At 65.4% G+C, this 12,359-nt stretch carries 9 protein-coding genes; 3 read left to right on the top strand and 6 right to left on the bottom strand.

The features are described from left to right. Positions 1-8: 8 nt before the first annotated feature. The gene (locus AC0CH3_RS11675; RefSeq protein ID WP_465237921.1) at positions 9-1,136 is read right to left on the bottom strand and encodes a serine hydrolase domain-containing protein; all 1,128 of its coding nucleotides are present in this window, start codon (positions 1,134-1,136) and stop codon (positions 9-11) included. 323 nt (positions 1,137-1,459) lie between these two features. Between AC0CH3_RS11675 and AC0CH3_RS11670 the strand changes: the two genes are divergently transcribed. Then, the gene (locus AC0CH3_RS11670; RefSeq protein ID WP_354303818.1) at positions 1,460-3,307 is read left to right on the top strand and encodes a M61 family metallopeptidase; all 1,848 of its coding nucleotides are present in this window, start codon (positions 1,460-1,462) and stop codon (positions 3,305-3,307) included. A gap of 88 nt (positions 3,308-3,395) precedes the next feature. Continuing rightward, positions 3,396-3,665: a hypothetical protein gene (locus tag AC0CH3_RS11665; protein ID WP_333996981.1), complete on the top strand. Its 270-nt coding sequence runs from the start codon at positions 3,396-3,398 to the stop codon at positions 3,663-3,665. A gap of 227 nt (positions 3,666-3,892) precedes the next feature. Here the strand turns inward: AC0CH3_RS11665 and AC0CH3_RS11660 are convergent, their stop codons facing one another. Next, positions 3,893-4,564 (bottom strand): hypothetical protein, encoded by a 672-nt coding sequence (locus tag AC0CH3_RS11660; protein ID WP_354303815.1) that lies wholly within the window; start codon positions 4,562-4,564, stop codon positions 3,893-3,895. A 315-nt stretch (positions 4,565-4,879) separates the two neighbouring features. On the opposite strand from AC0CH3_RS11660, the gene AC0CH3_RS11655 reads away from it, so the two are divergent. Beyond that, on the top strand, positions 4,880-5,710 hold the full coding sequence (locus tag AC0CH3_RS11655) for a hypothetical protein (protein ID WP_354303813.1): 831 nt from the start codon (positions 4,880-4,882) through the stop codon (positions 5,708-5,710). 78 nt (positions 5,711-5,788) lie between these two features. On the opposite strand, the gene AC0CH3_RS11650 is transcribed toward AC0CH3_RS11655, so the two are convergent. The 4 genes from AC0CH3_RS11650 to AC0CH3_RS11635 are packed head-to-tail and all read right to left on the bottom strand — an operon-like array spanning position 5,789 to position 12,344. After that, on the bottom strand, positions 5,789-7,288 hold the full coding sequence (locus tag AC0CH3_RS11650) for a tryptophan halogenase family protein (protein WP_465237920.1): 1,500 nt from the start codon (positions 7,286-7,288) through the stop codon (positions 5,789-5,791). Next, positions 7,285-8,319, bottom strand: a complete 1,035-nt coding sequence (locus AC0CH3_RS11645; protein ID WP_457326010.1) for a cupin-like domain-containing protein — start codon at positions 8,317-8,319, stop codon at positions 7,285-7,287. Before AC0CH3_RS11645 ends, AC0CH3_RS11650 begins: the two co-directional genes overlap by 4 nt. Next, positions 8,312-9,016 (bottom strand): SapC family protein, encoded by a 705-nt coding sequence (locus AC0CH3_RS11640; protein ID WP_354303809.1) that lies wholly within the window; start codon positions 9,014-9,016, stop codon positions 8,312-8,314. The genes AC0CH3_RS11645 and AC0CH3_RS11640 overlap by 8 nt, the downstream gene beginning before the upstream one ends. A gap of 55 nt (positions 9,017-9,071) precedes the next feature. Beyond that, positions 9,072-12,344: a TonB-dependent receptor gene (locus AC0CH3_RS11635; RefSeq protein ID WP_354303807.1), complete on the bottom strand. Its 3,273-nt coding sequence runs from the start codon at positions 12,342-12,344 to the stop codon at positions 9,072-9,074. Positions 12,345-12,359: the final 15 nt, after the last annotated feature.

Raw genomic sequence — 12,359 nt, 5'->3', positions numbered from 1 at the left:
AACATCCATCACTTCAGCCACGCGAACGCATCGAACTCCCGGGCGAAGATCGCGCGGGCAGCACGCTCATAGACCTTGCGCCCGGAATCGCCGTTCGTGAGAATCACGACCGCCATGTTCGATGCCAGATCCACGACAAACAAATTGGCGACGCCGTCGTTCGCGCCCCAGTGCCAGGCGAAACGTCGGTCCGCACCGCGTTCCAGCCCCCACCCGAGCCCCCAGTCGAGCGTCCCCTTGACGCGTGTCGTCGGTGTCGAAAGCATCGTGAAGCGCTGCGCATACGACAGAAACCGGGCGAAATCGGCCGCCGTCGTCCACAGCCCGGCCGCCATGTTGGGGATCGTGAACATCGGCATCGCCGGGTTCCCGCGCGACACGGCCGCGCTCTCCCGCTCGGCCTGCGTCCAGCGGTCGACGGGTGTCGATGGCCCGGCATCGCGACGCGCTGCGAATTCTGCAGGCCCCTTGTCCGCGAGCAGCGCACCGGCGCCATCATGCGCCCGCGCGACCAGCGGCTCGGTGCCGTGCGCCCAGCCATAGCTGCTCCGGCGCATCCCCGCCGGCCGCAGGACGCGCGCCGCGACAACCTGCGCGGCAGTCTCACCGGTCACCGCTTCGATCAGTCGACCGAGCAGGACGAAGCCTTCGCCCGAGTAGCGGAATTTGGTGCCGGGGGTGAACGCGCTCGTCAGCGCTTCGCCCGCCGCGTCCCGCCAGTTGGGCAGGCCGCTGGAATGCGAGAGCAGGTGCCGCGGCGTGATGGTGCGCGTGCGGGGATCGTCGGTGAACGCGACATGGTCGGCCACCGGCCTGTCGAGATCGATCAGACCACCGCGCACCATGTCATGAACGGCGACCGCCAGGACGACCTTGGAGAGCGACGCCGCTTCGAACAGCGTGTCGGGCGTCGCCAGCACGTCATTCGCCCTGGCATAGCCGGCCGCGCCGCTCGCGATGGTGCCCGACGCATGCAGAACCGCCCAGCTTGCGCCAGGCACCGACGCCAGCTCCAGCCACGCCGGCATCGCGTCGAGCGGTGCCGGCAACTGCGCGGACCTTGCACCCGTCGCGGTCATCGCGACCGCTCCGAGGCATGGAACCGCCAGCACGGTACGCCTCGACACCGAAACCATGCGCATCCCCCCGCAAACTAAGCCGGACCATACAGCGTCACGCCGCGGCGTCACTGGCCCAAATCTGGTTATTTGAATGGCTTGTCGACCTGCGCGGCTCCCGACGGTCATGCATTCCTGCACGGACGGTAGCGCAGCCAGACCGCCGTCGCGCCTCCTTGGGTCTCCCCCCGTGTCCCGGCAGCACGCTCTTATTCCCGTCTCATGCCGGCGTAATGTTTTGTGAAGATTAGTCTTCCTCCGGCGTCGCCCCCTGCGGGCAAGTTGACAAGATGAATGCCGTCCGATCCTAGCTACCCGGGAGATTATCCGGGGGACCAGCCATGAAGACCGTTTTCGCGACGTTTACCGCCATGCTGATGCCGTTCGCGCCCCCCGCGATCGCACAGACCAAGGCCCCGGCGGCGACGCAGTATGAGATCAGCTTCCCCAACGCGGTCCATCACGAGGCGCAGGTCACCGCGACCTGGCGCGATCTCGGCCCTGCCCCGTTGCGCGTCCAGATGTCGCGGTCGTCACCCGGGCGCTACGCGATCCACGAATTCGCCAAGAACGTCTATGCGCTCTCCGCCAGGGATGGCCGCGGTCGCGCGCTCGCGGTGACGCGGACCGACCCTTATGGCTGGACGGTATCCGGCCACGACGGGACGGTGACGGTCACCTACACGCTGTTCGGCGATCACGGCGACGGCACCTATGCGCAGATCGATGCGACGCACGCGCATCTCAACATGCCGGCAACGTTCCTGTGGGCGGCCGGACAGGAAAAGCGCCCGATTCGCGTGCGGTTCGTCCCCTTCGACACCAAGTGGAAGGTCGCGACGCAGCTCCAGCCGACCGGCGACCGCTACACCTTCGCCGCGCCCGACTTCCAGTATTTCATGGACAGCCCGACCGAGCTCTCCGATTTCGACCTGCGCGAATGGCAGGTCGGCGAAGGGGCGACACGCGCCACGATCCGCCTCGCGGTCCATCACGACGGCACCCCCGCCGATCTCGATCGCTTCGCCGCCAGCGCCAGGAAGGTCGTCGCACAGCAGATCGCGCTGTGGGGCGAACACCCCACCTACGACTTCGGCACCTATACCTTCATCGCCGATTACATGCCGCAGATCAGCGGCGACGGCATGGAACATCGCAACTCGACGATCATCTCGCAGCCGCGCTCGTTCAAGGCGGCGAAGTTCTCGCAGATCGACACGCTCAGCCACGAATTCTTCCACAGCTGGAACGTCGAGCGGATCCGCCCCGCCGAGCTCGAACCGTTCGACTTCACCCGCGCCAACCCGACCCCGTCGCTGTGGCTCGCCGAAGGGTTCACGCAATATTACGGGCCGCTGATGATCCGCCGCGCGGGCGAATCGGCGATCGACGCGTATCTCCGCGGGGTCGGCGCGACCGTCAACGCGCTCACCACCGGCACCGCCCGCACCTATGGCGGCCCGCAGGAGATGAGCCTGCGCGCGCCGTTCGTCGACGCGGCAAAGGCGATCGACGCGACCAACCCCAACATCTTCGTGTCCTACTACACCTATGGCGCCGGCCTCGCGCTCGCGCTCGACCTGACGTTGCGCCAGCGGTACCCGGACATCACGCTCGACACCTTCATGCGGCATTTGTGGCAGACCTTCGGCAAGCCGGAACGCCCCTATACGCGTGCCGACCTGTCGCGCGCGCTGGGCGCGGTGACGAAGGACCCCGCCTTCGCCGACGCCTTTTTCAGGACCTCGATCGATGCCAGCGCGCTCCCCGACTATGCCCCCTTGCTCGACCAGGCGGGTCTGAAGCTGCGTCCCGCCAGCCCGGCCGCCGCGTGGTTCGGCAACGTCCGCCTCAAGGCGACCGGCAGCGAGGTGCGCATCGATGGCGCGCCCGCACCCGGTACGCCACTCTATCGCGCCGGCCTCGACAATGGCGACCAGATCGTCAGTCTGGGCGGGACGTCGATCACCAGCGATGCGGACACGACTGCGGCGTTGTCGCGCTACAAACCCGGCCAGACCGCCGACATCGTCTACCGCCAGCGCGGCCTCGAACGCCGCGCCACGCTGACCTTCGTCGCCGATCCCACCGTCGAGGTGGTCCGCTACGAAACCGCGGGCATTACGCCGACCGCCCGACAGATCGCGTTTCGCACCGCGTGGCTCGGGCAGGATATCGCGGCCAACTAGGCGGGAACAGCGATACCCGACCAAGCGGATAGGCGTTGAAATCCGGCGGCCGTCGTGTATCCCTGTGCCACCACAAAAAGGGTTGATCATGAAGAAAGTTTTCGCTGTCGCCGTCGCTACCGGCCTGCTCTCGCTCGCGGCCTGCAACTCCAGCCCGCGCGAGCAGGCGGCTGATCAGATCGAGTCGAACACCGAAGCCGTCGCCGACAACCTCGAAGACGCGGCCGACGATACGGGCAACGCCGCAGCGGAAGCCACGCTTGAGAACAAGGCCGACGCCGTGCGCGCAACCGGCCAGAATCAGGCAGACGACATGCGCACCAACGATCCGGACACCAATCTTTCGAATGGCATCTAAAAGACCGATCGCGTAAAATCGCAGCCAGGTTGCTCCCAAGCAGCTTGTAGAAACAGGGCATCCGGGGCGACCCGGATGCCCTTTTTACGTCTTAGGCGTAAGTGCCCGGGCCGCTGGTGAAGGGATTCGGCACCGTCACGCCGTTCATTCATCGTTGCGACGACCGCGCTCGGCGACCGACCCGCCGTCATGACCGTCGCCTGGACAGGTGATCGTGCGCTGCACGGCTACCGCGTGAACAGGAACCCGACGCCGCCGAGAAACAAGGCGCCCTCGAGCATGCCGATAGCTACGTTACCCGTGGCACGCAGATAGCCGGTTCCAAGCACCTTCGCGAACCTGCCGGTCAGAACGAGAAAATAGTTGAGCGTGGTAAGACCCATCAACCAGTGGCCGATCACCGGCATCAGATCGCTTTTATCATCAATCAGGACGGCGCTGAGGCTCATCCCGAGCGCGAACACCGCGGCAGGATAGCATTGCACATAGAAGGGCTGTCGCAGCGAGCTGCGGTCTAACGTCACCCCGCGGCAACGCACTATTCGGGCAGCAAGGAAAAGCGGAAATGCCGCGAATATCACCGCCCGGAACGCCAGCGCCGTCGTATTATCGTTGACGAGTCCGGCAAGCCCATGCGTGTTGGCGATGATTTCGTCGGTCTGGCCAAGCGCTGCGCTGACGGTATGCGCGAGCAGCAACGCCAGCGCCAGGAAGAGCGGCGGCCGCAGCAGGGCCGCATATTGCTGATCATCCGGAAGTGCCGCTTCGCGTTCGACCTGCTCCATCACGGCGATGGGTTGGAAGACGGCACGCCATAGCGTCAACGGGAAGAAGATCAGCCAGCTCATGACCTCATAGAGGAGTTCGTCGAGCGAACTGAGCCACTTCATGAAATCCATGCTGCATCATGTTCGATTCGATCATCGATCGCAACGGCCGGCGTTCCCTCAAGATCCGGCCTTGGTGCCTGCTACCGATGGAAGGTCGTTGCGCGACCGGATGTGATGCAGACCATCGCCGGGCGTGCAACTCTCTGGCCGAAGTGACGATCCTGATCGTGCAAGTCCCGCGGGCGACCAGGGCCTGAAAGCTGTCGACGGTTATGGACGCCGTCGTTCCTGATTTCTAAACTCGCCCTACCGATGACGAGCTGATTCCGCCCGAACAGGAGAGTCGCGATGCGTTGCCCAGCAGGCCTGTCGAAGATCACGGCCATGTTTCTTTCCGCTTCTGCACTTCCGGCGATTGCCCAGGCGCAATCTACCGGTCTTGAAGACATGGTTGGTGCCCGTGCCGGTCAGGCCGAGATGGAACTGCAACGGCGCGGCTATGTGAACATCCGCGGGGAGCAGGGTGACGATCGCGTCTATACCTATTGGTGGAACGCCGACCGGCGCCAGTGCGTCACCATCGCCACGATGGACGGCCGCTACAATTCCATTCAACCGACCACGTCGCCCGACTGCCGGAAACCCGCAAACCTTCGTCCTGACCCCAGCTACGGTCGTCAGCCTGCGTCACGGCCGCGCCCTGACTATGAACCGGATCCTGCCTATGAACGCGCGCCGACGCGTACCGGTAGCGGACAAGCGGGCTATCCATCGGCAGGCCCGGTCGTCGACGGACGAAACGTCGAGCTCGGTCTCGTGTGTTTTGGGGACGGATCGAAGACCGGCGTCGCCAGCGGTACGACATGGAACTGGAATCGTGATCGCGATCGGTACGAGTCCGGCACCTACACCGAAACCAGGAGAGAGGTCTTCGACGCCTCGCTCATGGTGCAGACCTGGGCGGGTGGTGGACGTATCCGGCTGCCCAAATCACTGGTCCCGCCAATCCATTCCCGCGGGGATCAGGGGTGGTGGGACTTGTACGACGTGTCGGTAAGCCCCGATACGATCCGGGCCAGCTATCGCCTGAACGGTTTGAACAAGCCACGGATGGTGATCGATCGGCGCAGCGGTCGCATCACGGTGGAAGGCATGAGCAATTACGGCTTTCGTGGCACGTGCGACGCCATCGGTCACGAACCCCGCCGCTTCTAGCCCCGCCGTTTCCTGCATGGAGCAGCGGGACTAGAGCGGCGACAGCCAGGTCCGGCAACGGAACGGCTGCGCAAGGCATCAGCCGTGAGCAGGGCAATATCGCGCGAGGAATTCGCCATGGCGCGGCAGCGTCCGCACCGTGCGCGCTATCCCCCTGGACAGATCCGCGAAGGAGTTTTGCAGCTCCTGTTCCTTGATCATGCTCGCGATGCGGTGATGCGCGCGTGGCACGACGCCTTGCCCGAGCATGACGGAAACCCAGGAATCGATCCGGAACAGGTCGTCCTGTCCCTGCCAGGCACCCGCGGTCGTGGTGAAAAGCGAGATCCGCGCGGCGAGGCTGTCGGGAACGGTCATCCGCGCGCAGTCGTGCCAGAACGGCGAATCGCGACGCTCGGTGACGTGGTAATGCAGGATGATGAAGTCGCGCACATGCTCCCACTCGTGTCGCGACTGCGCGTTGAAGCGCGCGGCGAGCGCACCGTGATCATCACCCCGAAACGGGAACAGCTGGATCAGACGGATCACCGCATTCATGATCAGGTGGATACTCGTCGACTCGAGCGGCTCGATGAATCCCGCCGCGAGACCCAGCGCGATACAGTTCCGGTTCCAGGCCTGTCGACGCACGCCCGAGCGGAAACGCAGCGGTCGCGGCTCGAACAGCGGCTGGCCATCGAGCGCGCCGATCAGCGTCGCATGCGCTTCGTCATCGCTCATGTGCCGGCTGGAATAGACCAGCCCGTTGCCCGTCCGCGTCTGGAGCGGGATCTGCCAGCGCCATCCCGCCGTGTGCGCAATCGCGCGCGTGTACGGCACGGGCGACGCGACCGTCTCCGTCTGCACGGCAAGCGCCCGGTCGGTCGAGAGCCATTCCGACCAATCCTCATAGCCGGTCCCGAGCGTGCCCTCGGTCAGAAGCGCGCGAAACCCGGTGCAGTCGATGAACAGGTCGCCCGCGATCCGTTCGCCCGATGCCAGGACGAGCGCTGCAATATCGCCCCCCTCGCGGTCGCGCTCGACCCGGTCGATGCGTCCCTCGACGCGCCGCACGCCCCAGGGTTCTGCCAATGACCGGAGGAACCGCGCATACGCGGTCGCGTCGAGGTGGTAGGCGTATGCCAGCGAATGCTGCTCGTCGTGACCGAAGAGCCCCGCGCCGGCGGCCTGCTGTTCGAGCGAATAGTCGCCGTAGGCGCCACCGAACCCGCGGGCACGCGCCTCGAGCCAGAAATGCTGAAAGTCGGCGATCGCCACCGACCTGCCGACGCTGCCGAACGGATGGAAATAGCGGTCGTCGAGCTGGCGCCAGTTCTCGAACGCGATGCCCAGCTTGAAGGTCGCCTGCGTGGCCCGCATGAAGGCGGCTTCGTCGATGCCGAGAAACGCGTGGAAACTGCGCGCGGTCGGAATGGTGGATTCGCCGACGCCGACGGTGCCGATCTCGTCCGATTCGACGAGCGTCACGTCGACGAGCGATCCGAGCTGGCGCACGATCGCCGCGGCGGCGATCCATCCGGCGGTGCCGCCGCCCGCGATCACGACGCGGGTCCGCGGGCGTTCAGACGTCTCGGTCATCGGTTCAGCCTGTGCAGTAGGTAGGCGCGCAACTGACGGGCGCCGGGCTCGTCCAGCGGTGCGAGCGGCCCGCGTGCGGGGGGCGGCAGATGCGCCGCGACCGCCTCCGCATCGCCGAACACATAATGGTCGAACATCGCGCGCCACGCACGCTTTTCCTGGGCGGGCCGGTCGCGCAGGCTGAGCAGCGCGTGCAGCAGCGTATCCATCGGCGTGTCCATGAAGGCCGGCGCCGCGTTCCACCAATAATTCACGAGCACGTTGAAGTCGTCGAGCGCCTCGACATGGTGCCACCACAAGGCCGGGTAGACGAGCACGTCGCCGGCTTCGAGTTCGGCCACCGATCCGGCGGCAATCGCGGCGGCGAAGCGGGGATAGGCATCGAGATCGGGTGCAGCGAAATCGACCATGCTCACCACCTGCCCGCCCGGGGTCGGCGCGAGCGGGCCGGGATAGAGGTTGCCGACCTGGTCGGGTGGGAACAGCGTGAAGCGTCGCCGCCCGACGGCGCAGACCGCCGCGTTGTTCGACATGTCATGGTGCGCGGACGCGATCGTGCGGTTGCCGATCCAGATGCTGGCAAGCGGCGCATGACGATCGAAGACGTCGCCGTGGGGCGCCAGATCGTTCTCGTGCCGGAAGCCGGGAAGATAGGTGTCGACGTCGGTCGAGCCGAGATAATAAGCGGGCGCCTCGGCGTCGCCGAGATGCCCGAGCACGCGATCGAGGAAAGCCCCGAGCACGATCCGCTCGGCCACGAAGTTCATCGCGGTGGCGGACCCGTCATAATGGAAGCGCCCCCTGATCGCGGGATCGCCGACATAGCCGGTGACGGGACGGCCCGCATCGAACCGGCGCAGATAGGCGGCAGCCTCGTGCGGCGACCTCCGCCCGGCCTGGACCAGCGGCCAGTCGGCGGCGAGCCCGCGGAGGATCACCGGCTCCTCGGTCGCGATCAACGCTTCCAGATCGAGGACACCGGTGTGATCGATCTCGCGCACCCCGCGCGACACGTGCACGCGCTCAGCCACGGAACTCCTTCCGCAGCTTGCGATCGATCAGGTGGCGAAGGTTGCCGAGCGACGAGGCGATCCAGAACGCCGGACGCAGGAAATCGTCGCGGTGGAGCGCTGCCAGAGCGTCGCCGTCGAGCGCAGCCAGCCGTCCCGCATCGACGGTGAAGCGATCGGGAATGTCATAACGACGCCCGTCGGCGAGATCGAGCTGCAGTGTCGCGGGTTCGAGCAGGCCCGCGTCGGCGAACGCGTCGAACATCGCCTTTTCGGTCTCCAGCCCGACATAGATTCGTTGCAGCATCGTCGAGACGTGATCGAGCAGCGGCGCGTTGCCGCCAAGCTCGCGGAACACCGGCTCGCCATCGTCGACGATGCGCGGATGGTCCGGGTCGACATGGATCATCGGTTCGCCACCGGCATCGACGCCGATCGAGAACGGGCCACGCGCGCGCGCCGCCGGCACGTACCGCGCGTCCCAATTCTCGCCGTCGAGGAACAGGTTCTCGTCGGGATCGAGCCCCAGCAGGACGGTCGCGAAGAGGACGCCTTGCTCGTCGCGACGCAGCAGGATCGCATAGTCGCGCTGCAGTTCCTCGAACTCGCCCGGGAAGACGCGCGTCTGGTTGATCGCATCGCCGTAGCTCGCGTGGTGACCGACCGCGACACGCAGGTCGCGGTGGTCGATATTGTTGAGAAGTACCGGAGAGGCCATGCGTTGATCCTAGACGAGGAAGGCCGCTTTCGTCAGCGGCCTTCTCGCCATTCGGTCAGAAGCGGTATCGCGCTCCGACCAGGTACCGTGCGGATCCTTCCGAAAGGTACCACAGGTTGCTCTTGTCGCGGCCGTAGGAGCGCACGCCTTCCTCGGTGAGGTTGATCGCTTCGAACCCGAGCGCGAACCGGGGCGTCAGGTCGAAGTTCACCGAAAGGTCGAGCTGACCATAGGGTGCGGTGAACACCGGATTGCGATCGCCGCCGCGGTTGATGCCGCTGAGGAACTTGTCGCGCCAGTTGTAGGACATGCGCGCCGAAATGCCGTTCTTGTCGTAGATCAGCGTGGCGTTGGCCGTATCCGACAGACCGACCAGTGCGAACGTGTTCACGCTCGGATCAGCGGCGATGTCGATGCCGATATTGCCGCGGACCAGCGTGTAGCTGGCGGCCACGCCGAAGCCCGTATCTCCGAGGAAATACTGCCCCGCCAGTTCCACGCCGTAGATGTGCGCGTCCTGGTTGTTGATCGGCGTATTCACCGCGAAGTTGAACAGCGGATCCTGCGCATTGGCGGTGATGTCGTACTGGCCGAGGATCTGATCGACGAACCCCTGGTTCAACGCGCGGCTCTGCGTGTTGTAGTTGGCCGCGAACTGGGCGTTCGTCGTCGCGACGTTGCCCGCATTCTGCTGCAGCAGCGCCGTGTAGGTGAACAGGTTCACGTCGGTGATGTCCGCGTTGAACGTGCTGGCGAGCTGGTCGCGCGCGGTGCCCGAGCGCGTCCCCGCGGTGCCCGAGGTGGGATCGCGCAGACCGAACAGGTTGCGGTTGACCACCGTCTGACCGATGAAGTTATGCACCTTCTTGTTGAAGAAGCCCGCCGACAGGAAGACGTCCTTGCGCGGATACCATTCGAGCGAGACGTCGATGTTGTCCGACGACAACGGATCGAGATCGGTATTGTGCGCGGTGCCGGTGGCGATGCCGCCGATCGCCGTCGGGCGGCCCGGACCGCCGACGTTGGTCGACGCGAACAGGTCGCCGTAGCCGGCGCGTGAGATCGTCTTGCTGTACGACGCGCGGGCAAAGAGGTTGTCGACGACCTCGAACTTGGCATCCACCGACGGCAGCCAGTTGCTGTACCCGCCACGCGACGACAAAGTCTGCCGATCGGCGGTGTTCGCCACGAAGAAGTCGTTGTCGGCCGTCCATACGACCGCGGTCGGCACGGGCTGAAGCGACACCGCACGCACCTTGGTGTTTTCGTAGCGGACGCCGGCAACCAGCTGCGCGTTGTGGTCGAACAGCTTGCCGTTCCACGATCCCTGGACATAGCCCGACCAGATATTCTCACGGACACGGTTGTCGTCGTTCGCGTCGATGTTGTCGGCATGGTTCACGCCGTCGTTCGTCACGCCGAGATAATAGTCGTGGAGCGTGTTGTAGAGCTTCGTCGCATCCTGCGTACGGAACGCCACCAGCGTGTTGGCGTCCGGATTTCCGTCGTTGTGCTCGAACTTGCACACGTTGCAGAACTGGAACACCTGACCCGGCGCGAGACGCGCGACGTCGGGCGGCAGCGAGTTGCCCCAGTCACCCAGGACCTGGCGCGTGTTGTACTGCGTCTGCCGCGTATTCGTGGTGCGATAGTCCGCACCCGCATCGACGCGAAGCTGATCGTTCAGTGCCCATCCGGCATCGGCGCGCAGTTCCTTGACCCGCTGCGTCTGGTTGGACGCGAACTGACGCTGCACCGCGCTCGACAGATCGCCGAGATCGATCACGCCGTTGCCATTGCCCTTGATGAAGGACTGGCCGGTCGGCGTCGTGCTGACCGAACCGTCGTTGATGCTGAGCGTCTGCTGGGGGAAGCCATTCTTGCCCAGCGTCAGCGAATGTGCGGCGACGACCGGCGCGTTGAAGGCGACCGTCGTCGACGTCTGGCCATTGGGATTGTCAGGCGCGCTGTCCGCCCGACCGATATGGCCGTCGATCGCGAGCGAGAAGCGGTCGGTCGGCTTCCATTCGATGTTGCCGCCGAAATCGTACAGCTTGTTCTTCTGCGCACGATACGCCTGCTCGAACGCCTCGTCCTTCACGCCGTTGATGGTTTCGGACAGGAAGCTCGTCGTCGCGATACCGTTGCTGGCATCGTCGAACGTGACCACGCCGAACGGGCGATTGAACCAGTTGGACTGGGTCGAGCGACGTTCGGACTGGCGCAGCTGCGCATAGAGCCCGTCTGCGGTGAAGGTCAGCGTGTCGGTCGGGCGGAATTGCAGGACGCCCGACCCGTTGATGCGCTCGCGGCTCGCTTCGGAGAAGTGATAGCGCGAGTCGTTCGGCACCGACACCAGGACATTGCCGTTCGTCGGACGGTTGTTGATCACCGTCTGACCGTTGACGAAGCCGTTGCCGGGATTGAGGAAGTCGGTCAGCGACCGGATGTTCCAGTTGTCGGGCGCGACGCTGGAGAAGCTGAAGTTGCGCTTCTGGTAGCTGCCGAACAGCGAAACGCCGAACCGCTGGTTGGGATCGCTCCAGCTGGCGGTACCCGACACCTCGGGCGTGACCCGCGCACCGCAGTCGAAACAGTCCGACGAGCTGTTGTCGTAGCTGCCCTTGACGCCGAGCGAGCCGAGCAGACCCGTGTCCTTCGAGTCGAGCGGACGACGGCTGACGACGTTCACCGCCGCGCCGATGCCACCCGACGGGATCGCCGCGCGTCCGGTCTTGTAGACCTCGAGCGTCTTGACGCCTTCGGACGCGAGGTTGGAAAAGTCGAACGACCGGCCAAAGCCGCCGGCCCCGTCGCCGCCCTGGTCACCGCCCACGGCGACGATGTTCGACGTCGCGAGCTGACGCCCGTTGAGCGTGACGAGATTATACTGCGCACCGAAGCCGCGCACCGTGACGGTGGAGCCTTCGCCGTTGCGGCGATCGATCGACACGCCGGTGATGCGCTGCAGCGATTCGGCGAGATTGGTATTGGCGAACTTGCCGATGTCCTCCGCGCTGATCGCGTCGACGACACCGAAGGAGTCGCGCTTGATCGCGATCGACCGCTCGAGCGAGGCGCGAACGCCGGTCACGACGATATCGTCGCCGGGGGCCTGGTCGGGCTGCGCATTGGTCGCGGTCGCGCCCGTCTCGGGCTGCGTGGCGCCGGGCGACGTATCGGCTTGCGGCGTACCCTGCTGGGCCTGTGCCGACGGTGCCGGCACCGGCGCCGTCTGCGCCGTCGCCAAAGTGGGCATCGTCAGCCCCGCCACCAACGCCAACACCGACGTCGAGCGCGCAAACGCCGTCGGAATAGAACCCCTCATACTCATCCTCCCTGA

It is taken from the genome of Sphingomonas sp. AC449, from assembly GCF_979253475.1.
This window is presented reverse-complemented; position numbering and strand designations above follow the sequence as displayed.